The following is a 23,030-nucleotide window of genomic DNA, read 5'->3' as shown; positions in this document are numbered from 1 at the left end:
CTCCGCGGTCCTCGGCGCAGGCGCACTCGAGCACGCGGCGGATCTGCGCAGCGTCCGCACGGCGGGCATGTCCCTACGGCACGGCCGGCACCTGCACCGCACGTGCGACGGCCTCGGTCGAGGACACCAGCGGCCAACGCAGCTCGAAGCGGGTCCCGCTGCCTGCGGGCACGCACAGCGCATCGCCGCCGTGCGCCACGGCGATGGCCTTGACCACCGCCAGGCCCAGGCCGCTGCCGCCGCTCTTGCGCGAGCGCGACGGATCGCCGCGGCGGAACGCATCGAACACGCGCGCGGCGATCTCCGGTGCGATGCCGGGGCCGGCGTCTTCCACGAACAGCACGCACTGGCCCGCGTGCGCCAGCACGCCCACCCGCAACGGGCCCGGCTCGGCATAGTGCTGCGCGTTCTCCAGCAGGGCCATCAGCGCCTGGCGAATGCGCACCGCATCGCACAGCACCGGCGTGCGCAGCGCCAGCGTGGGTTCCAGCACCAGCCCGCGCGCGTCCAGGCTGGCGCCGAACGCATGCAGCACCGCCGCCACCTCCTGGGCCAGGTCGGCCGGTGCCGGCTGCAGCTCCAGGTGCCCGCTGTCGGTGAGGCTGAGCACGCGCAAGTCCTGGATCAGCCGGTTCAGGCCTTCGACCTGCCGCAGCAGGCTCTCGAACGCCGCCACGTCCGGCGCGAACACGCCCTCGGCCAGGCCCTGCAGGCGCCCGCGCAGGATCGTCACCGGCGTGCGCAGTTCGTGGGCGACGGCGGCATTCCAGAACGCGCGCTCGCGGGTCATCGCCTGCAGCCGATCGGCCATGGCGTTGAAGTCGCGCACCAGCTGCGCGGTCTCGCCCAGTGCATGCGCGTCCATGCTCGCGCGCGCATGCAGGTTGCCCTGGGCGACTTCGCGCAGGCTGCGCGCCACCGAGTTCAACGGCGTGAGGATGCGCCGCGACAGCCGCACCGCCACCGCCACCGCGATCGCCACGGCCAGCGCCGCGGTGGCGCCCATCCACATCATCTCGACATGCGACGGCACCCAGGTGTCGGAGATGCTGTCCGGCAGATAAGCCACCGCCACCGCGTAGAACACGTAGGAACCGACCACCGACAGCAGAATGATCCACAGCGCCAGCGCGCCCAGCGACAGGATGACCTGGCGGCGCAGCCCGGGGGCGCGGCTCATGCGCCGGATCCGAAGCGATAGCCGACCCCGCGCACGCAGCCGGGCGTGCCCTGTACGCCCAGCGCCTCCAGCTTCTTGCGCAGCTTGCTGACGTGGCTGTCGATGGTGCGCTCCTGGGTGTCGCCTTCCGGCAGGCAGGCGTCGCGCAGTTCGGCACGGCTGAACACCCGCTTCGGCGCGCGCATCAGCCGCACCAGCAGCTTGAACTCGGTGAGCGTGAGGTCCAGCGTGTGCCGGCGTTCGCCCACGCGCACGCTGGCCTCATGCTGGTCCAGGTCGATGTGGAAGGCACCCACGCGCAGGCTGCGCGCCTCCTCGGCGCCGTTGCCGCGGATGCGCCGCAGCACCGCCTGCACCCGCGCCACCACCTCGGCCGGGTTGAACGGCTTGACCACGTAGTCGTCCGCGCCCAGGCGCAGGCCCATCAGCTTGTCGATGTCCTGGTCCAGCGCGGTGAGCATGATCACCGGCGTCTGCCCGCGGTGGCGCAGTTCGGCCAGCACCTTCCAGCCGTCCACCGCCGGCAGTTGCACGTCCAGCAGGATCAGGTCCGGATCCAGCGCCAGGTGCAAATCCAGTGCGGCGCGGCCGTCGCCGGCATGCGCGGTGCGCAGCCCGCTGCGCGCCAGGTAGGCGGTGAGGATCTCGGCGATCTCGCTCTCGTCTTCGGCGATCAGGACCAGCGGCGCGGACGCGGGCGCGGCAGCGCCCGGAGAGGAAACGGACATGGCGTGGCGGCGAAAGGCGCGTCGGCCCGGACGGGCGGCTCTCCATCATATCTCCACACGGCATCGAACGCCGCGCAACCCGCGGCCGCGACCATAGACGGCTTTGGCGTCCGCCGCATCCGCGGCGGCAGCGATAAGGCACGAGGCATGGGCATGCGGCAACGGGGACGGACTCTGGGAATGGGCGGCGCGCTGGCATTGGCCCTGGCCGGCTGCGGCGGCGGCACGGAGCCGCCGCCCGCGGCCACGCCGGTGCGGGTCACCGCCGTGACCCTGCAACCGGCGCCCATGAGCGTGAGCGTGGACCTGCCCGGGCGCGTGGCCGCGGTGCGCAGCGCGCAGATCCGTCCGCAGGTCGGCGGCATCGTGCAGCGCCGCTTCTTCGAGCAGGGCGCCGACGTCCACCGCGGCGATGCGCTGTTCCAGATCAATCCGGCGCCGTTCCAGGCCGACGTGGACACCGCCGCGGCCGCACTGCACCGCGCCCAGGCCGCGCAGGTCCTGGCCGACGTGCAGCACGCACGGCTGCAGCGGCTGCTGGACTCGGGCATGGTCAGCCGGCAGATGTACGACGACGTCGCCTCGCAGCGCACGCAGGCCGCCGCGGCGGTGGCCGAGGCGCAGGCGACGCTGGCGCGGCGGCGCCTGGACCTGGCCTTCGCCACGGTCGATGCGCCGATCGGCGGCCGCATCGACCAGGCGCTGCTCACCGAGGGCGCGCTGGTCTCGCCCAACGACAGCGCACCGATGGCGGTGATCCAGCAGATCGACCAGGTCTACGTCGACGTGCGCCAGTCCGCCGCCGACCTGGACCCGCTGGAGCCGGCCGCGCGCGCCCAGGCCGCCGCCGGCGACGGCCTGCCGGTGCAGATCCTCGACCGCAGCGGCACGCCCTCCGGGCTGAGCGGGCGCGTGCTGTTCTCCGGCACCCACGTCGATGCCGGCACCGGCGACGTGCTGCTGCGCATCCTGGTCGACAACCCGCAGCGGCGCCTGCTGCCGGGCATGTACGTGCGCGCGCGGGTGCCGCGCGCCCAGTACGCGCAGGCGCTGCGCGTACCGCAGCAGGCGGTCACCCACGTCGGCAAGCACGCGCAGGTGTGGGTGCTGGACGCCGACGCGCGCGTACGCAGCGCGACGGTGCAGTTGGGCGAGCTGGTGCAGGGGCACTACCGCATCGTCGCCGGCCTGCAGGCCGGGCAGCGGGTGGTGGTCGAAGGCATCGACCGGCTCAGCGCCGGCGCCCGGGTGGACGCGCGCGCGTGGCGGCCGCCGGCGGCCGCACCGGCAGCCATGGACTGAGCCGGGGACACCGCCATGCCGCAGTTCTTCATCGAGCGCCCGGTCTTCGCCTGGGTGATCGCCCTGTTCATCGTGCTGTTCGGCAGCCTGGCCATCGGCCGGTTGCCGGTGGCGCGCTATCCGTCGGTGGCGCCGCCGTCGGTGTCGCTGTATGCCGCCTACCCCGGCGCCACGCCGCAGACGCTCAACGATTCGGTGGTGAGCCTGATCGAGCGCGAACTGTCCGGGGTCAAGCACCTGCTGTATTTCGCGTCCTCGGTGGACAGTTCGGGCAACGCGGAGGTCACCGTCACCTTCAAGCCCGGCACCGACCCGGAGCTGGCGCAGATGGACGTGCAGAACCGGCTCAAGGCGATAGAGCCGCGGCTGCCGCAGGCGGTGCGGCAGAACGGCCTGCAGGTGGAGTCGGCCGCCTCCAGCTTCCTGATGCTGGTCGGCCTGACCTCGCCCGACGGCCGCTACGACGAAGTGGCGCTCAACGACTACCTGGCGCGCAACATCGTGCAGGAGCTGCGGCGCATCGACGGCGTCGGCCGCGTGCAGCTGTTCGGCGCCGAGCAGGCCATGCGCGTATGGGTGGACCCGGACAAGCTCGTCGCCTACGGCCTGACCATGACCGAGCTGGCGCAGGCGATCGAACAGCAGAACGCGCAGATCGCCCCCGGCCGCCTCGGCGACGAACCGGCCGTGCGCGGGCAGCGCCTGAGCGTGCCGCTGACCGTGGCCGGACAACTGACCACGCCGGCGCAGTTCGCCGCCATCGTGCTGCGCGCCGATCGCGGCGGCGCGCGGGTCACCCTGGGCGACGTAGCGCGGGTGGAACTGGGCGCGCAGTCGTATGGTTTTTCCAATCGCGAGAACGGCGCCGCCGCCACCAGCGCGGCGATCCAGCTCTCACCCGGCGCCAATGCGCTGCGCACCGCGCAGGCGGTGCAGGCGCGGATGGCGGAGCTGGCCGCGAGCATGCCGCCCGGGATGGCCTATTCGATCCCGTTCGATACCGCGCCGTTCGTCAAGCTCTCCATCCAGCAGGTGCTCAAGACCCTGCTCGAAGCGATGGTGCTGGTGTTCCTGGTGATGTACCTGTTCCTGCAGAACGTGCGCTACACGCTGATCCCGGCCATCGTCGCGCCGATCGCGCTGCTGGGCACCTTCGCGGTGATGCTGCTGGCCGGTTTCTCGATCAACGTGCTGACCATGTTCGGCATGGTGCTGGCGATCGGCGTCATCGTCGACGACGCCATCGTGGTGGTGGAGAACGTCGAACGGATCATGGCCAGCGAAGGCCTGCCGCCGCGGCAGGCCACGACCAAGGCGATGCGCGAGATCACCGGCGCGGTGGTCGGCATCACCCTGGTGCTGACCGCGGTGTTCATCCCCATGGCCTTCGCCAGCGGCTCGGTGGGGGTGATCTACCAGCAGTTCACCCTGGCGATGGCGGTGTCGATCCTGTTCTCGGCGTTGCTGGCGCTGACCCTGACCCCGGCGCTGTGCGCGACCCTGCTGCGCCCGGTCGCGCCTGGCCATCACGCCAAGCGTGGCGTCTTCGGCGCGTTCAACCGTGGCTTCGAGCGCCTTGCGGGTGGATACGCCACGCGCGTGACCTGGCTGGTGCGACGCGGCGGGCGGGTGATGGCGGTGTTCGCGGCGCTGTGCGTGGCGCTGGTCTTCGCGCTGCGCGTGCTGCCCTCGGCGTTCCTGCCGGAAGAGGACCAGGGCTACTTCATGACCTCGATCCAGTTGCCCACCGGCGCCACCAGCGAGCGCACCCTCGACGTGGTCGAGGCGTTCGAGCGCCATGTCGCCACCCGCCCGGCGCTGGCCTCCAACCTGGTGATCCTGGGTTTCAGCTTCTCCGGCTCGGGCACCAACGCGGCCATGGCCTTCACCATGCTCAAGGACTGGGACCGGCGCGACGGCGCCAGCGCGCGCGACGAAGCCGAGCGCGCGCAGCGGGCGATGGCGACCCTGCCCGAAGGCGCGGTGATGAGCCTGCTGCCGCCGGCCATCGACGAGCTTGGTACGTCCTCCGGCTTCACCCTGTACCTGCAGGACCGCGGCAACCGCGGTGAGGCCGCGCTGCTGGCCGCACAGGCGCAACTGCTGGACCTGGCCGCGCGCAGCGACGCGGTCAGCGACGTCTATGCCGACGGCCTGCCGCCGGGCAAGAGCATCCACCTGGAGATCGACCGCCAACAGGCCGAGGCCATGGGCCTGTCGTTCGCCGCGGTCAGCAACACGCTGTCGGCGGCGATGGGCTCGCTATACGTCAACGATTTCCCCAACGCCGGGCGCATGCAGCAGGTGATCGTGCAGGCCGACGCCGCGTCGCGCATGCAACTGGACGACGTGCTGGATCTGCGCGTGCGCAGCGACGGCGGTGGCATGGTGCCGCTGCGCGAAGTGGTGCGCGCCAGTTGGACCGATACCCCGCAGCAGTTGATGCGCTTCCAGGGCTTCCCGGCCATGCGCATCGCCGGCGGCGCCGCGCCCGGCGTCTCCAGCGGCGCGGCCATGGCCGAGATGGAGCGACTGGCCGCGCAGTTGCCGCCGGGCTTCGCCGTGGCCTGGACCGGGCAATCGCTGCAGGAGCGGCAATCGGCCGCGCAGGCGCCGCTGCTGATGCTGCTGTCGGCGTTGGTGGTGTTCCTGGTGCTGGCGGCGCTGTACGAGAGCTGGTCGATTCCGTTGTCGGTACTGCTGGTGGTGCCGCTGGGCCTGTTCGGCGCGGTGGCCGCGGTGATGCTGCGCGGCCTGCCCAACGACGTGTTCTTCAAGGTCGGGCTGATCACCATCATCGGCCTGTCGGCGAAGAACGCGATCCTGATCGTCGAGTTCGCCCGGCAACTGCACCGCGATGGCCAGGGTCTGCTCGAGGCGGCGACCAACGCCGCGCGCCTGCGCCTGCGCCCGATCCTGATGACCTCGCTGGCCTTCGCCCTGGGCGTGGTGCCGCTGATGCTGGCCAGCGGCGCCAGCGCCGAGACCCAGCACGCCATCGGCACCGGCGTGTTCGGCGGCATGGTCAGCGGCACCGTGCTGGCGATCTTCTTCGTACCGGCGTTCTTCGTCTGCGTGGTGGGGCTGCAGGAGCGCGTGGCAACGTGGCGCGCGCGCCGCGGGGGCGCGTCGTCGGGAAACTAGAAGTGCTGCGGGGGCTGCAGTCCCGGCCGGAGGCCGGCGCCCGTGCGGAGGGCGGCATCGCGTGCAGACGGCGCCGCCCACGTACCGGTGGGCGGGGTCATGCGCTCGGTCAGAAACGGACACGCCAGACGCTGTTGCCGACGTCGTCGGCAATCAGCAGCGCGCCGTCCTTGTCCTGCGCCAGGCCGACCGGGGCACCGAACAGCTGCGACTCGTCCTGCGAGTGGAAGCCGCTGACCACGGTCTGCGGCGGGCCGACCGGCCGGCCCTGCTGGAACGGCACGTATACCACCTGGTAGCCGCTGAGCGGCGAGCGGTTCCAGCTGCCGTGCTCGGCCACGAAGGCACCCTCGCGGTACTTTGCGGGCAGCGTATCGCCGCGGGAGAACCACAGACCGAGCGCGGCCACATGCGAGCCCAGTGCGTAGTCCGGCTTGATCGCCTTGGCCACCAGGTCCGGGCGCTGGTCCTTGACCCGCACATCCACGTTCTGTCCGTAGTAGCTGTACGGCCAGCCGTAGAAGCCGCCGTCCTGCACCGAGGTCAGGTAGTCGGGCACCAGGTCGGCGCCGATCTCGTCGCGCTCGTTGGCGATCGCCCACAGTTTGCCGGTGCGCGGCTCCCACTGCAGTCCGGTCGGATTGCGGATGCCCGAGGCGAAGATGCGGCTGCTGGCCGAGGCCACGTCCACTTCCAGGACGGCCGCGCGGCGGTACTCCACGTCCAGCCCGTTCTCGCCGATGTTGCTGTTGGAGCCCACGCCGACGTACAGCTTGCGTCCGTCGGGGCTGGCCAGCAGTGCCTTGGTCCAATGGTGCTCGATCGTGCCGGGCAGATCGGCGAACACGGTGCCGGGCGCGGTGATCTCGGTCTGGCCCGCGACATAGGGGAACTTCATGATGTTGTCGGTGTTGGCGACGTACAGCGCATCGCCGATCAGCTGCACCCCGAACGGCGAGTGCAGCCCCTTCAGGAACGCATGCTGCTCCCACCTGCCGTCCGCGGTCCTGCGCAGCAGGGTGATGCGGTTGCCGCCCTTGGCGCTCTTGCCGGAGCGGCTCTGGACCAGCCCCGCGATCAGTTGCTTGGGTGTGGTGACAGGCTCCATCCCCGGCGAATTGGCCTCCACCACCAACACGTCGTCGTTGGGCAGCACGTACAACTGGCGCGGATGTTTCAGGCCGCCGGCGATCTTCTCGATCTTCAGGCCTGCCGCCACGGTGGGCGCCTGCCCCTCCTTCCAGCCCACCCCCTCGGGAACCTGCATCGGCGGCAGCAGAAAGTTGCGTGGCTGCGGCAGCGGCGGCGCGTTGCCCGCCTGCTGGGTTGGCTCGAGCGAGGCCTTGCCGCTGCAGGCGGCCAGGGCCACCGCGCAGCTCAGCGCGAAGGCGGACATGCAAAGGCGCTTAGCCATGGGCGTAGCCCTCGCGTGGCGTGGTGCGGATGGCGATGAGCACATGTCCGATCGCCAACAGCGTGACCGTGGCGATCGAGAGCCAGAGCCCTGCCGGGACCACCGCATACGCGTCGCGGCTGTGCACAAAGGAATTGAAGATGGCGGCGACGATGGCGAGCAGGTTCAACCAGAAGTCGAGCCGTTCCACCGGCAGCACGGAGCGCCGAGCGGTGATCCAGACCTGCACCAGATTGATCAGACGCGGCACGATGGCGATGACCAGCCCGATCGCGATCAGCCAGGCCGCCGCCTTGGTCCACAGGATCACCCCGCTGCGGGCGTAGACGATGTCGAAGATCAGTGCAGCCACGAAGCAGCCGAACGGGATGGGATTGAGCAGGCCGTAGAAGGCGTTGGCCACCACGGAACGGCGCGGTGCAGTCTGCAGATGCATGAGACAGCTCTCGACGAAAGGAAGAAGGGGACGAATCGCCCGCTCACCACGAGCCCACGGAACGCGCCGCCGTGGTGAGGGGACCCACTATCTGCCCGTCCCTGTCTAGAGGGCGTCGCGATGGCACTGCGCGCGCGGGCATTCAATCCCGTATCGTCGTTTCGGCCGCAGCCGCGATCGCAGCGCTAGGCGCGCGCGGGCGCGATCGGTGCTCCGCTGCTCTCGCGCACCGACAGACTCACCGGCACGATCGTCCTGCGCGGTGGAGCGGCCGCGTCCAGCCGCTCCAGCACCAGCTGCGCCGCCTGACGGCCACGCGCGCGCGGCTGCGCGGCGAGCGTGGTCAGCGCGGGCGTGCTCACCGCGGCCTCGGGGATGTCGTCGAAACCGGTGACCGCGAAGTCCTGGCCGGGGCGGATGCCACGCGCGAGCAGGCCCAGCATCAGGCCCAACGCGACGGTGTCGTTGTAGCAAACCGCCGCGGTCGGCGGCGCGTCGCGGGCGAACAGTTCGCCGTGGCGCGCGGCCGCTTCCAGGCGATTGGGCGCCGACTCGATCAGCCAGGCCTGGTCGATCGGCAGCCCGGCCTGCCGCATCGCCTGCGCGTGGCCGGCACGACGCTGCCGGCAGGAACTGGAATCGGCATGGCCGCCGTAGAAGGCGATGCGGCGGTGACCGAGCGCGATCAGGTGCTCGGTGGCCAGTTGCGCGCCGCGCTGGTTGTCCAGGCCGAGGAAGCCCCAGTCGTCGGCACCGGCGAGTTCGCGGTTGAACAGCAGCACGTTCGCGCGGGCGTCCAGCACCGTGTGCAATTCGGCCGCGTCGCTGCCCTCGGCCGGCGACAGGATCACCCCGGCCGGGGTGTGTTCCATCAGCGAGCCCAACACCGCTTGCTGCCGCGCGGGCGATTCGCCGGTGCTGCCGAGCAGGGTCACGTAGCCTCGCTCGCCCAGCGCCTCGTCCACGCCGGCAGCGAATTCGGCAAAGAACGGATTGGCCAGGTCGTTGATGACCAGGGCCACGCTGGTCGAGGTGCGCCGGCGCAGATTGGCTGCGCCGCGGTTGTAGACGTAGCGCTGCCGCTTCAGTTCCGCCTCCACCCGCGCGCGCGTGTCAGCGTGCACCAACGGGCTGCCGCGCAGCACCAGCGAGACGGTGGCGCGCGAAACGCCGACCGCCTCGGCGATGTCGGTGACGGTCACCACGCGCTGGCGGTCGTGCGCGGCGGCCGCCGGTGGGGCCTTCTTGGCCTTGCCGGCCTGCTCCGCCGCGACCGGCGCCGCCTTGCGCGACACGCCCTTGACGGCCTTGGCAGCGCCTTCGGATCCGGTTCGAGGTGGACGCTTCTGGCGCATCGGATCGATTCCTTTCGGACGAGGCGCCCAGCCTAAACCATCGGCTGCGCGCCCCTGGTGCGGTACGGTGCGAGGTCAGCGCCAGCGCAGGCTGGCGGTGCTGGTCGGCGCCGCGCACGGCGACACCGGCAGGTCCTGCGGCTGCGTGCCCCAGCCCTGCGGCTGCGGCGCATCGCGCAGGTCGAAACGCAGGCGCCCGCCCTGGCGCAGCTGCGCCCAGTCCAGCCACACCGGCGCGTGCGCGCGGCCGTCCAGCGACACGCCACCGACGTAGCGCAGCCTGCCGTCGCCGGCCTGCGGCGCGTCGATGCGCAGCGTGCGGCCGGGCCCGACGTCCAGGTCGACGCGCGAGAAGCGCGGCGCGTGCAGCAGGAACTGGCCGGTGCCCGGCACCGCCGGATACAGGCCGATGACGCTGAACAGATACCACGCCGACATCGTGCCCAGGTCGTCGTTGCCGGTGACGCCGTTCGGCGCATTGGTGAACAGCGTCTGCGCCGCATGCAGCACGGTGCTGGTCTTCCACGGCTGGCCGATCAGCGTGTACATCCACGGCGCATGCAGGTCGGGCTCGTTGTTGGGGTTGTAGCGGAACTGGCTGTAATAGCTGTACGGGCCCACCACCCATTCCTTGCGTGCGGCGCCGGCCGGGTCGGCCAGCAGCGCGTCGTAGGCGAAGAACGCGTCCAGGCGCCGCGCGGTCTGCTCGGGCCCGTGCATCGCCTGCACCAGCCCCGGCACGTCCTGCTGCGCCAGCCACTGGTACTGCCAGGCCGTGCCTTCGTGGAAGCCGTGCTGCGAGCGCGGGTCGTAATGACCGTCCGGCGGCGTGTACCACGCACCGTCCTCGGTGCGCGGCCGCGGGAAGCCGGTGAAACCGGTTTGCGCATCGCGCACCGACGGATCCCAGATCGAACGCCAGTTGCGCCCGCGTCGGTTCAGCACCGCCGCGTCCTCGGCATGGCCCAGCGCGCCGGCCATGGTCGACAGCGCGCAGTCGGCCAACGCGTACTCCAGCGTCGCCGAGCCGCCATGGTGCGGATCGACGTCCATGCCCTTGGACGGGAACGCGCGGTCGTACTCCACGAAGCCCTGCGCCAGGTAGTTGGCATTACCGGAACGCCCGGCATGCCGCGAGTTCAACGGCGGCATCTCGAAGGCGTTGCGACGCAACGCTGCGTAGGCCTCGGCCTCGCGCCCCTTCAGCGCGCCGAAGCGCCACAGGTCGACCAGGAACGGCGTGACCGGATCGCCGGTCATCACGTTGGTCTCGAAGTTGGCGTAGCCCCAGCGCGGCAGCCAACCGCCTTGTGCATTGATCGCCAGGATCGAGCGGGCGATGTCGGCGGCGCGCTGCGGCCGCAGCAGCGCCAGCAACTGGTTCTGCGAGCGGTAGGTGTCCCACAGCGAGAAATACTCGTGATAGGTCCAGCCGTCGGCGCGGTGGATGCCGTCGTCGTAGCCACGGTAGCGGCCGTCGGCGTCGCTGCCGGTGAGTGGCTGCAGCAGCGCGTGGTACAGCGCGGTATAGAACACCATGCGGTCGTCGCCACTGCCGCCGTGCACGCGCACGCTGGCCAGCTCCTTGTCCCACGCCTGCTGCGCGCGGGCGCGCATGGCATCGAAGCCGAGCAGGCGGCCGTTGGCCATGCCCTCGCTGTGCAGATTGTTGCGCGCGCCCTCGGCATCCACGTGCGAGATCGCCGAGATGGCGGTGACCGAGCGGTCCTTGCCCAGGTCGAAGGTGAGCCACGCGCCGCTGGGCTTGCCCTCGCCCTCCATGCCATGGCGCGATCCCGGCACGCCGCCGGCCTCGCCCCAGGTGCCGAAGGCCTTGAACGGGCGATCGAACTCCAGGCGGAACCAGGTGGTGTACTGGTGGCCGCCGCAGAAGCTCTGCGTCACCAGCTTGCCTTCCACCACGCGGTCGCCCACGACGGTCAGGGTGCTGCCGGTGACCGTGTGGCGGGCGTTGGCCTGGCCGATGTTGACCAGCACATGGCCATCGCCCGATGTGGAAAAGGTATAGCGCTCGGCCGCGGCGCGGGTCAGCGCGGTGGCCTCGGCGTCGATGCCGCCGTAATCGGTCAGCCGCACCTTGTAGTAGCCGGCCTGGCCGCGCTCGCCGTCGTGCTGGTAGCGCGCACCGTAGCGGGTGTGGTCGAACGCCTTCGGGTCGCCCGTGTCGAACTCGCCGCCGGGACCGATGCGCCCGGTGACCGGCAGCACCGAGACCTGCCCGCCCTGCTCCCAGCAGCCGGCGCCGGACAGGAAGGAATGGCCGAAGCCACGGATCTGCGGATCGTCGTAGCGCCAGCCAGCGTAGTGCGCGCCGATCGGGCTGACCTGGATCATCCCGAACGGGGCGGACGCGCCGGGGAAGGTGTTGCCGTCGTCCTTGCTGCCGATGAAGGTGTTGACCTCGGCGCTGAGCCGCGGCGCGGCGGCCAGCGCCGGTGTGGTCAACAGCAGGGACAAGGCGAGCGTGCGCAGCAGGGAAGGCAGCGGGGAAGACGTCATGATGGGTCCTGTGGTGAACGACCGCGACAGGCGCGACGGCGCGGTCGTGGACGGCGAAAACGGTAGCCCGGCCGTCGCCGGACCGTCGTGCCCATGCCGTCCGCCGCGCGGCAGGCATGGGCACGACACGCTGCAGCTTAGAACTTGTAGGTCAGCCCCAGGTACGCCAGCCGCCCGGCGTAGCCGCCGGTGTAGAAGCGCGCCCGGGTGTCGTCGCCCAGGTGCTGGCGCGACTCCTGCTTGGTCAGGTTCAGCACCGACGCGGTGAGGCTCAGCGCCGGGGTGATGTTGTACGCCGCGTTCAGATCGATCTGGTAGTACGGCTCCTCGTACACGTTCAACCCGTTGACCAGGCCCTGCACCAGCTCGCCGCGACGGTTGTACGAGGCGCGCAGCAGCAGGCGGTCGGTCTCGTAGAACACGGTGAGATTGGTCTGGTTCCTGGCGCTGCCGGGCATGGCGGTCTTGCCGACCTCGGTACCGTCCTCCAGCCGCACCGCCGCCTTGCTGGCATCGTTGTAGGTGTAGTTGAACTGCACGCCGAGGCCGGACGGCAGCGTGTGCTGCGCATACAGCTCCACGCCCTGCGACACCGCATCCTGGCCACCGGCCTTGGTGCTGTAGTTCTGCACCGTGACCGCCTGGCCGTTGATCACCATGTTCACGTCGCTGATCACGTCGACCGAGAAGTTCTCCACGTTCTTGCGGAACAGCCCCACGCCCGCCACCGAGCCCGGCTGGAAATACCACTCCAGCCCCAGGTCGAACTGGTTGGCCTTGTACGGCTCCAGTTTCTTGTTGCTGCCCGAGCCGTACCAGCCCTGCTCGCTGGCGCCGCCGGTCAGGCGCCGGTCGGCCACGTATTCGGGGCTGTAGTACTCCAGGCTGCCAGGTGCGGCGATGGCGTTGTAGCTGGGCCGTGCGATCACCTTCGACGCCGCTGCGCGCAGCAGCAGGTTCTCGGTCAGATCGTAGGCCAGGTTGAAGCTGGGCAGCACATCGGTGTAGTTGCGGTCCAGCGCGCTGACCACGAACGACTCGCTGCGCTGCTGGGTGTCCGACAGGCGCCAGTAGCCTTCCGTACCGCAGTAGGTGTCGGCCGGCGCGCCAGCGGGCATGGCGGCGCCCTGCTGGCAGGCCAGCGGGTTGCCGTCGGCGCCGTCGAAGAAGTAGTCGTTGTAGGCGGTCACCTTGTCGGTGGAATCGGCATGCTGGCCGGTGCGCGCCACCCGCACGCCGACATTGCCGCGCAGGCGCTCGGTGTGGAAGTTGAGCTGCAGGTAGGTCGAGTAGATCTTCTCGTCGACGTTGTAGACGAAGTTGTCTTCGTTGCGGGTCTGCATCGCGCCGTAGGTGTTGTTCAAGTAGCCGATGTAACCCGGGAAGTTGATCGCCGGGAACGCGCTGGACTTGACTCCGCCGGCCAGGTTGTCCAGCGGGAATAGCAACTCCGGCGAGAACTGCGTGGCCAGGGCATTGCAGCGTCCGTTCCAGTAGCGGTTGTTGTAGTCGCTGGGGTCGGTGCCCGGGCACACCCAATAGTTGTTGCCGGTGCTGCGGTGGATGCCGCCATCGCGGCGCTTGAGGCCGAACTGCAGCGAGTCGAAGAAATCGCCGTCGATATGCCAGGTGGTATCGATCTGTGCGTACTGCTGCTGGTTGGTGTTGCGGGTCCAGGACGAACCGGTCGACCCCAGGTCGACCTGCAGGATGCCGTTGCGCAGGTTCTGCATCAGCTCCGGCGAGAAGGCCATGGTCGGCGTGCCGGTCAGGTCCCAGGCGCTGGCGAAATTGCCGTTGCTCCAGCTGCCGTCGGCGTTCTGGCGGCGCGGCTTGATCGGCAGCGAGAACTGCAGTTCCGGCCCGCCCTTGGCCCAGGTGCGGCCGGCCTTGAACGACACGTCCACCTTCTCGCCACGCCATTCGCCGCCCAGGTCCACCGTCTGCGACAGCGACTTCTCGATGTTGTAGCTGCCGGTGATCTGCGGCGTCGGCACCGTGCAGTCGTCCGAGCCCCAGCCGCCCGGCGGCAGGCCGGCCGCGGCGGCCTGGGCCTCGCTGCAGTAGTAGGTCTTGCCCGGATGTAGGCTGTAGGCGGCACCGGTGACGATGGTGCCGCTGGGATCGAACTGCAGCCCGTCGAGCAGTCGGCCGCCGCGCCAGTTGCCGTCGCCGTAGTAGCGCGCGATGTTCCACTCGGGAATCTTGACGGTATTGGTCTGCGAGTTCTGCGACAGGTCGAAGCGGAAATAGTTCGCGGTCAGGGTCAGGTCGTCGGTCGGCTTGAACTGCAAGGTCAGCTGGCCGCCCTTGCGCTCGCGCTGCTCCTGCTTGACGTCCAGGCTGACCGCCGTCGGCATCATGAAGCGGGTGTAGTACCTGCCGTTCTGGTCCCAGAAGCCGGTGCCGCCCCACCAGTTGGCGTTGAAGTCCGAGGGATTGCCGTTCACGTCGACCGCCGGGCCGCCTTCGTCGCGGCCGTACCACTGCCAGCTCTCGGTGCTGGCGTTGAGCGTGCGTGCGGTGCGCTTTTGCTGCGTGTAGCCGACGAACACGCCGAAGCGGTTGTCCTGGTCGTGCCACGCGTACGAGCCGGAGAACTGGCCGTCGGTCTTCTTGCTGGTATCCGACCACACGCCTTCGGCGGAGACGAAGCCGGAATTGGACTCCAGCTCCAGCGGGCGCCGCGTCTGCAGGATCACCGTGCCGCCGATGCCGCCTTCGTCGATGCGCGCTTCCGGCGTCTTGTACAGCTCCGCGCTGCCCAGCAGGTTCGACGGCAGCAGCGTGTAGTTGAACGAGCGCGTCGGGTCGCCGTTGGACTCGGCGGTGGCGATGTAGTTGCCGTTCAATTCGGTCAGCACCAGCTCCGAGGACAGGCCGCGCACGCTGACGTTCTTGCCTTCGCCGCCATCGCGGCTGATGACCACGCCCGGCACGCGCTGCAGCGCATCGGCCACGTTCTTGTCGGGGAACTTGCCGACGTCCTCGGCGGTGATCACATCGACCACGGCGTTGGCGTTGCGCTTCTGCTCCAGGCTCTTCTCGATCGCGTAGCGATAGCCGGTCACCGTCACCGCGTCCAGGTCGGTAGCCTGCAATTCGGGCTGGCCCGCGGGGGCCGGCGTCCCGTCGGCCTGCTGCGCGAAGGCGGTGGTGGAGGCGGCGCTCGCGAACAAGGCGATGGCGATGCCGGCGGACAGCGTGCTGCGGTTGCGTGCGAATGGCATGCAGTTCATTTCAATCATCCTCTCCCAAAGATTGATCGGCTGCGCGAGCGCGGCCGCCACCCGATCCAGGGACCGGGCAACAGGCACGCGTCGCTGTAGAAAACATCCGGCGCCATTGCGGCGAGCCGGTCCTACGGTTCCTCCCCCATGTCCCTGCACAAACTGAATTGGATCGTTCTAATGCAGCGGGAAGCTTAAGTACCACAGCCTCCTTCGCAACGCATGCTGCCGCGCAACAGGTCTAGGGCATGGCGTGTCGTCTACAGCGCGCACACGCTGCGGTGCTGCTGACTCACGGCATGGCCTGCCGCGTCACCGGCTGCAAGAGTTCGATTTCGGCCAGCGAAATGCCGTCGCCCGCCTCGATGCGTAGCCGGTACGCGGAGTAGGTGCCCGGGCGCGCAATGCGGAACGGACGCAACTGCCGCGCCCAGGCGAAGCGCTGCGCACGCCGCTGGTCCAGCGTGGTCCACGCGCCATCGGCGTTGCGTCCTTCCAGCGTCCACCCCAGGCCGGACAAGGCGCTGTCGGCGCTGGTCAACGTGTAGTGCGTGGCATGCATCGGCTTGTCGAAGCGCAGGTCGACACTGGCGCCGGCCGGTAGGGGCAACGCCGTCGTCGCGTCGTCGTCGATCAAGGCCGCGGCCCTGGACTGTCCTTGCAGCGACACCGCGACGGCCTGCGAGGCCACATCCTCCAGTCCGCGCGGCGCGCTGCCCGGCGGCGTCAGCGACGGCGGCAACGCGTCGGCGCCACTGCCCCAGCGCGAGGGCGTCGCACCCATCACGAACTCCAGCGTGGCGCCGTCGGCGACGTCCGCATGGCGCAGCCAGGCCTTGTTCCAGGGCTTGCCGTTGAGCGTGAGCGACTGCACGTACACGTTGCGCGCACTGTTGTTACGCGCGATCACCACCAGCTTGCGGCCGTTGCCAAGGTCGACCTCCGCGCGCGGGAACGCCGGCGAACCGATCACGTATTCCGGCGCGCCCATGCGCAGCGGATACAGCCCGAGCATGGCGAACAAGTACCACGCCGACATCTCGCCGTTGTCCTCGTCGCCCGGGTAGCCCTGGCCGATCTCGCTGCCCAGGTACAGCCGGCGCAGCACCTCGCGGGTGAGACGCTGGGTCTTCCACGGCTGCCCCGCCGCCACGTACATCCACGGCAGATGGTGCGAGGGCTGGTTGCTGTGCGCGTACATGCCCATGCGCACGTCGCGCGCCTCGGTCATCTCGTGGATGACGCCGCGATAGCTGCCGGCAAAGCGCTTGTCCGCGGTCTCGGGCGTGGCGAAGAGTTCGTCCAAGCGCGCGGCCATCGCGTCCTCACCGCCCAGCAACCCGGCCAGGCCGGCCGCGTCGTGCGGCGTGGTGAAGGCGAAGGTCCAGGCATTGGCCTCGGTGTAGTCGCCGCCCCACACGCGCGGATCGAAGCGCGCCGCCGGCGCATCCCACTGGCCGGCCGGCGTGCGCCCGCGGAAGAAGCGGGTGGCGGGGTCGAACAGGGACACGTAATCGGTGGCGCGCGCCTGGAAGTACTCGGCTTCCTCGCGGTAGCGCTGCGCCTGCTGCGGATCCTGTTCCCGTTCCGCCAGCGCCTGCCCCATCTGCGCAAGGCCGAAATCGTTGAGCGCGCCCTCCAGCGTCCACGACAGCCCTTCATGCACGTCGTTGGCGGCGTAGCCGCGATACATCGAGCGCGCCAGGCCCTTGCGGCCGACGTTCGACACCGGCGGCACCACCGTGGCATTGCGCAGCCCCGCCGCATAGGCTTCCTTCGCATCGAAGCCGCGCACGCCCTTCAGCCAGGCATCGGCGAAGGCGACGTCGGAACTGGTGCCGACCATCAGGTCCGCATAGCCCGGCGAGGACCAGCGCGCCACCCAGCCGCCGTCGCGGTACTGCTGCAGGAAGCCCTCGATCATCGCCCCGGCCTGTTCGGGCGCGAACAGCGCATAGGCCGGCCAACTGGTGCGGAAGGTGTCCCAGAAGCCGTTGTTGACGTAGACCTTGCCCGGCAGGATCGGCGCCGAGGTGCGCTCGGCGTCGCCGCCGGCGTTGTCCTTGGACCAACTGTTCTGGTCGGCATGCCGCCAGTCCGGATGCGCCGCGTCGCTGACGTTCTCGTGGGCGATGTTCGGATACAGGAACAGCCGGTACAGATTGGAGTACACCGTGACCCGCTGGTCGTGGCTGGCGCCCTGCACCTGCAACCGTCCCAGCACCGCATCCCACGCATCCTGCGCACGCGCCTGCACCACTTCGAAGCCGGCGTCGCCGATCTCCTGCTGCAGATTGCGCTGCGCCTGCTCCACCGAGATCAGCGAAGTGGCGATCCGCATCACCACCGTGCGGTCCGCACCCGGCGCGAACTTCACGTAGCCGCTGGGGCGACCCGTGGCGATCTTGCCGCTGGCGATCCACGGACGGTCGAAGCGCGCATACACGAACAGCCGCGTGGCGCCGTTGGACAGTCCGCTGCGCGTATCCGAATAGCCGCGCAGCGTCTGCGTCGCAGCATCCAGGGTCAACCCGCCGCGTGCGTCGACGTTGTCGAACAGCAGATTGGCATCGCCGCCCTCGGGAAAGCGGAAGCGGAAGATCGCCGCCCGCTCGCTCGGCGTCAGCTCCGCACGGATGCCGTTGTCGAAATCCACCCGGTACAGATGCGGGCGCGCCTCCTCGTGGTCGTGACTGAACGACAACGCACGCTTCGCACGATCCGCCTCCGGCACCCCGCGCGTGGCCGAGGGCATCACCTGGAAGGTCTGGCGATCGCCCATCCACGGGCTGGGTTCATGGCTGATCGACAGCGCCTGCAGCCGCGGCCGGTTGTCGTCGCCGTTCTGCTCGTTCCAGCGGTACAGCCAGCTCAGGGTTCCCGCATCGGTCGCCGGCACCCAGAAATTGAAGCCATGCGGCATCGCCGTGGCCGGAATGTTGTTGCCGCGCGAAAACGTGCCGTTGGACTGCGTCCCGCGCGTGGTCACCACCTCGTCGCTGGGCCGCCGCGCCGCCTGCGGCGCGGGCACGCGCCGCGCCGCGACATCATCTATCCAACCCGCCGCCACCTTGCCGGCCCCCGGCTGTACCTGCAGCTCGATCGCGCGGATGCGCTTGCCGCGCAGCGCCGTCACGGTGCCCAGCCGCACCTGCTTGAACGCCCACTGCTGCGGATACAGCGTCTTCGACGCCGCCTGCCCCGCCGCACTGACCAGCGCCCCATGCTGGTCTTCCACGCCCAACTCGGACAAGCGGCGCCCATCGTCGAACAGCAGATCCACCGCCACACCCGTCGAGGCCACCGTATCGCCGTCGACGATTTCCGGCAGCACCATCCACGACAGCACGGTGTCCGACTCCACCGGCAGATCGACCGCGAACAGCTGTGCACGCCCGGCCGCATTGGCGCGGTAGTGCAGCGCATGCAGGCCGGTGTAGCCCATACCGGCCTTGGCCGCGTAGGGCTGCTCGGGGCCAGTGCCGATGGCAACTTGGACGCCTGTTTTGTCGGACTGCCTGGCCGATGCAGGCACAGGTTCACCCCGCTCGAACGAAGACGCGAAGCCGGGTTCGGCCGCGCATGCCGCACCGGTGCCCGCGCACAACAGCGCCGACGCAGCGACGAGTCCGAACCACCAGCGCGAAGACTCAGGCGAGTGCGCGAAGCGCGGACGGATTGGCATGGCAGGCTCCCCAAACTCTCTAGGTCGGTTGTGCCGCGACGCGTGGCGTCACGCACCTCCGGTGGCAACGGCGCGCAGCGAAGGCACGCAACGTGGACCGGATCGACCCGAGGGATCGCCGCTCAAGTCGGCATCCAACGCCGCTTCACGACCGCAGATGGATGCGGACCAGAGAGCAGGCGTCAGCAAACTCGTCGCACGCGATCCCTACCCGCCGTCTCCCCCAAGGATGCGTTGCATCAACGGCTTTGGATCGATCCAACCGAGCTAGAAGTAACACGCCTTTCGAAGAGTTGCATGCTGCTGCGCAACAGTTCGCCTGCGGATCGACACGCGATCCAGCGTCTCTGGTTTAGGTCGAATACGAAGAGGCATGACGCTGAAGCGCCACGCGACGGGGAGCGATCGAAGGCGATAGAGCGCCCTGCCTGACTGACGATCAACGGCTACACTGGCAAGCGCTGGATCGCTCCACACACACAGGGGGTTTCAAATGAAAATGGCCACACTCGCAATGTTGGCTGGACTGCTGGCAACGTCGAGCGCACTCGCCGGGACACGCTGCACAACCGACGCGTTCGGCGTGAAGACATGCACCGGCGACGACGGAAGCACGACGCGCACCACGACAGACGCCTACGGTACGACCACGACCCGTGACAACCAGGGCAACCAGACGCGCTGCACTACCGACGCTTACGGCACCAAGGCGTGCCAGGGCAGCGACGGAAGCTTGACGCGCACCACGACAGACGCCTACGGCACGACCACGACCCTCGACACCCAGGGCAACCAGACGCGCTGCACCACGGACGCGTTCGGCGTCAAGACGTGCAACGATGGCAAGGGCAACATGACGCGCTGCACGACCGATGCCTATCGCGTTGAGACTTGCCGGTAAGCAGCCTGACGCTGCATTCAAGCCGACGCCGCGTTGCGGCGCAGCTTGATCCAGCAACGTCCTTCCGCGCAACGCCCGTTACGCCGAGCATCTTCTTTTATCGAGGGTTTGCGACGGCGTGCGTTGCGTGTCAGAAGCTTGCCCACGCTGTGATCAGGAAGCCATGGCAGAGTGCATCTCCCGCTCCATGGGTCTTGGACGTCACCCCATGGGAATTGATGCGACAGGTGCACTCTGGCCCAATTTTCCTGGCCGTCATGCGGCAAGAAGCGAATGAAAGGCGATGGCGCGAGCGACCTGCTTGATTATCTATCAACGGCTACAATCGCTAGCGTCAGATCGCTCCACACACACAGGGGGTTTCAAATGAAAATGGCCACACTCGCACTTTTGACTGGACTGCTGGCAACGTCGAGCGCATTTGCCGACACAACGCGCTGCTCGACGGACTCGCACGGCAACAAAACATGCCGCGGCGACGATGGAAGCGTGACGCGCACAAGCTCAGACTCCTATGGCAATACCACAACCCGTGACGACCAGGGCAACACGATTCGCTGCTCCTCGGACTCCTACGGCAACAAAACCTGCCGCGGCGACGACGGAAGCGTGACGCGCAGCAGCACGGACTCCTACGGCAATACCACGACCCGTGACGACCGGGGCAACACGATTCGCTGCTCCACGGACTCCTACGGCAACAAAACCTGCCGCGGCGACGACGGAAGCGTGACGCGCAGCAGCACAGACTCCTACGGCAATACCACGACCCGTCACGATTAGGGCAACGTGGTTCGTGGCGCGACGGACTCCTTCACCAACATGCCGTATCGCGACGGCAAGGGCGACGCAACGCGCTGCAGCACCAGCAGCTTGGGCGTTACCACTTGCCGGTAAGCGACCTGCACTGCATTCAAGCCGACGCCGCTTTGCGGCGCGGCTTGATCTAGCGATTGCCTTTCGAGTAACGGGCCAGCTGCGCCAAGCGGCTTTCTTCAACAACCCTTCGCGGCGGCTTGCGGTGGCGACTGTCAGAAGGTTGCGGAAGCTGGAGCCAGGCAAACTTGGGGCAGATCACATCTCCCACTACATGGGTTTTAGACGTTCCCCGCTGGGAGTTGATGCAAGTAATTGCGCCCTGCCCCTGTTTTACCCAGCGCAGTGCATACAGCCCGGCCTAGCCCATGTCGGCCTTGGCCCAATAGAGATGTTCGGGGCCATTGCCAATGGCTATCTGAACACCTGTTTTATCAGGCTATGCCGGTAGCGCAGGTGCGGTTTCGCCGCGCTGGAAGGAGGCGAATGGCGCGAGTGCGACCGTGCAACTCGTGCCGGATCGACTCGGCAATCGCGGCGAGAGCCCACATCAGACGCAGCCCACGACGGCGAGCGCATGCGAACCCCAAAGCCCAAACGCCGGTGCACGGACTTCATGCGACTAGTCACGAACAGCAGACCTTGCCAGCTCCGGCAGTGACGCCTACATCCCGGACATCAACATCCAGCCCGGCAGCGCCGGACTCCCAATGAGCCGCCCGGCGGCAGAAGCGCTCCCGCTCTGCGCCGTGCTTTGAGTGACGACATTACCGCTTCACGAGGCGTGGCTTAACGAGCGAGCCTTTTCGGAAGCTGGAGCCGATGGGGATTATTCCATAGCATCAAGCCACTCAAATAGCACAACGCCAGCAAGCTCCAAGCTCCATAGATTGCGCGCGCCTGCTCAAAAAAGTCCCAAAACCGCCCCGTCACGAAAGGACGCCACAATGCACTAAACTCGGGAATATACCAACACAAATATTCCTTCGCGTAATTCTCCCCCCAACACGCATCCATGTCGCTTTGCGCAAAGACATAGCCATCAACGGACACCCATACCGAAAGCAGAACCACTAGCCAAAGCAACGACAATCGCGGCAAAGAAAGGGCTTTCTCCTGCACCAGGCGTGCCATTATCAGACAGGCTGGAGCACATAGATAAAGGAAGAATCGCGGGCCCCAGAAACTTCCGCCGTACCAAGCCCACCATTTTGAATACAGCAACACCGGCCCAACCAAAGCCACCAATGCAATCAACGAGGCACGAGCATCAAGCTGCAAAGTCGAACGCACCCTTTTGCTCATGGCGAGAAACACGCCCGGGATATAAAAAACAAGCCCCTTGCCAAACGATAGAAAAATCGAAATCAGCCCGAACAATACCGGATAGCTGAATCCTGAACGACCCGAGTAAGGAAGAACCGTCTGGAATCCATGCTCGCTATCGGAAAAATAGCCACCTGCGGCGCCTGCGTGCTTGACCCACAACTCAAAAGCAACGGCAGCGATTGCAAGCGCGGCGGAAGCGCAAGGAATCTTCTTTTTATCAAGGACGAACCAGACCAGGGCAAATGCCAGGAAAGGTGGCAGCAATGCGGGAGTATTCACGCAGCCGACCGCCATCAACACCATCGAGGCCAAAGGTCTACGCTCTACCCACAACACGCCGAGAAAAAGACAAAGCGCGCTGAGCACTTCGCCATAGTAATTCTGCAAATGATGGGGAAACATCGAGCCACACAGCATCAACAGCAGCCATGCACGGCCCGTTCCCGCACCATAACGAAGCATGATCTGCCTGTATATGGGAATCGCAAACAAAATGAAAATCAGAAAATTGAAATATGCCACGAATCTGGAGGGCTCGACATGCAATGCCACTGCCAGCCACGCCAATGGCATGGAGAGCAACGGCTGCACCAATGAAAACTTCGAGAACCGCTCGTCACCCTGTAAAAACCCCTGTACCGAAGTGAAGCGAACCGCTCCATCTCCACCAACATTAGGATTCAACGTGGCCAAAACAACCAGAAAGCCCAATGCAATCAGGCTCCATTCGATGATCGACTGCGCGCCCCACCCTTCGCTCCCCTTGCCTCTCAATGCATTCATCGCGCGACACCATCCAAATCTGTCATTTGCATAATCAAACCAGAAGAACGCGACCAGGCGCGCGCCCACATCCACTCGTGTTTAAGAGCACGCGACCGCGACTGCGTTTCTAGTAGCCCCGGCGGCTAGTTTAGCGCAGCTTGATGAAAGTGGGCAAAAATGATCTCTGTACCGCTATCCGAGAAGGGCTTGAGCCACGCAGGGAAG

The 23,030-nt window shown here is 67.9% G+C and carries 13 protein-coding genes; 4 read left to right on the top strand and 9 right to left on the bottom strand.

Annotation, left to right across the window (positions count from 1 at the left end; all coding sequences use genetic code 11):
* Window positions 1–73: 73 nt before the first annotated feature.
* Window positions 74–1,180: an ATP-binding protein gene (locus AC1PME_RS03545; RefSeq protein ID WP_254460314.1), complete on the bottom strand. Its 1,107-nt coding sequence runs from the start codon at window positions 1,178–1,180 to the stop codon at window positions 74–76.
* Complete coding sequence (locus AC1PME_RS03540; RefSeq protein WP_254460313.1) at window positions 1,177–1,908, bottom strand: response regulator; 732 nt, start codon at window positions 1,906–1,908, stop codon at window positions 1,177–1,179. Before AC1PME_RS03540 ends, AC1PME_RS03545 begins: the two co-directional genes overlap by 4 nt.
* Window positions 1,909–2,088: 180 nt before the next feature.
* Between AC1PME_RS03540 and AC1PME_RS03535 the strand changes: the two genes are divergently transcribed.
* Window positions 2,089–3,210 (top strand): efflux RND transporter periplasmic adaptor subunit, encoded by a 1,122-nt coding sequence (locus AC1PME_RS03535; protein WP_481097321.1) that lies wholly within the window; start codon window positions 2,089–2,091, stop codon window positions 3,208–3,210.
* A gap of 15 nt (window positions 3,211–3,225) precedes the next feature.
* On the top strand, window positions 3,226–6,354 hold the full coding sequence (locus tag AC1PME_RS03530) for a multidrug efflux RND transporter permease subunit (RefSeq protein ID WP_481097320.1): 3,129 nt from the start codon (window positions 3,226–3,228) through the stop codon (window positions 6,352–6,354).
* 109 nt (window positions 6,355–6,463) lie between these two features.
* Here the strand turns inward: AC1PME_RS03530 and AC1PME_RS03525 are convergent, their stop codons facing one another.
* The 6 genes from AC1PME_RS03525 to AC1PME_RS03500 form a co-directional block, all read right to left on the bottom strand.
* On the bottom strand, window positions 6,464–7,768 hold the full coding sequence (locus AC1PME_RS03525; RefSeq protein ID WP_307548482.1) for a PQQ-dependent sugar dehydrogenase: 1,305 nt from the start codon (window positions 7,766–7,768) through the stop codon (window positions 6,464–6,466).
* Window positions 7,761–8,204 carry a DUF2231 domain-containing protein gene (locus AC1PME_RS03520; RefSeq protein ID WP_254460309.1) on the bottom strand — a complete coding sequence of 148 codons (444 nt, stop codon included), beginning with the start codon at window positions 8,202–8,204 and terminating at the stop codon, window positions 7,761–7,763. Before AC1PME_RS03520 ends, AC1PME_RS03525 begins: the two co-directional genes overlap by 8 nt.
* Window positions 8,205–8,389: 185 nt before the next feature.
* Window positions 8,390–9,559: a LacI family DNA-binding transcriptional regulator gene (locus AC1PME_RS03515; protein ID WP_481097319.1), complete on the bottom strand. Its 1,170-nt coding sequence runs from the start codon at window positions 9,557–9,559 to the stop codon at window positions 8,390–8,392.
* Between the two features lie 75 nt (window positions 9,560–9,634).
* On the bottom strand, window positions 9,635–12,079 hold the full coding sequence (locus AC1PME_RS03510) for a GH92 family glycosyl hydrolase (protein ID WP_481097318.1): 2,445 nt from the start codon (window positions 12,077–12,079) through the stop codon (window positions 9,635–9,637).
* Between the two features lie 137 nt (window positions 12,080–12,216).
* Window positions 12,217–15,378, bottom strand: coding sequence for a TonB-dependent receptor (locus AC1PME_RS03505; protein WP_481098062.1), 3,162 nt, complete (start codon window positions 15,376–15,378; stop codon window positions 12,217–12,219).
* 223 nt (window positions 15,379–15,601) lie between these two features.
* Entirely contained in the window at window positions 15,602–18,994 is a 3,393-nt protein-coding gene (locus tag AC1PME_RS03500; RefSeq protein ID WP_481097317.1) for a GH92 family glycosyl hydrolase, read from the bottom strand.
* A 493-nt stretch (window positions 18,995–19,487) separates the two neighbouring features.
* Here AC1PME_RS03500 and AC1PME_RS03495 point away from each other — a divergent pair, with 493 nt between their 5' ends.
* Both AC1PME_RS03495 and AC1PME_RS03490 read left to right on the top strand, forming a co-directional pair.
* On the top strand, window positions 19,488–19,895 hold the full coding sequence (locus AC1PME_RS03495; protein ID WP_481097316.1) for a hypothetical protein: 408 nt from the start codon (window positions 19,488–19,490) through the stop codon (window positions 19,893–19,895).
* A gap of 366 nt (window positions 19,896–20,261) precedes the next feature.
* On the top strand, window positions 20,262–20,678 hold the full coding sequence (locus AC1PME_RS03490; RefSeq protein WP_481097315.1) for a hypothetical protein: 417 nt from the start codon (window positions 20,262–20,264) through the stop codon (window positions 20,676–20,678).
* Window positions 20,679–21,500: 822 nt separating this feature from the next.
* Here the strand turns inward: AC1PME_RS03490 and AC1PME_RS03485 are convergent.
* Entirely contained in the window at window positions 21,501–22,892 is a 1,392-nt protein-coding gene (locus AC1PME_RS03485) for a hypothetical protein (RefSeq protein ID WP_481097314.1), read from the bottom strand.
* Window positions 22,893–23,030: the final 138 nt, after the last annotated feature.

This window comes from Xanthomonas sp. NCPPB 901 (assembly GCF_056725085.1).
The sequence above is the reverse complement of the archived record's forward strand: the minus strand, read 5'-3'. Positions and strand labels throughout refer to the sequence as shown.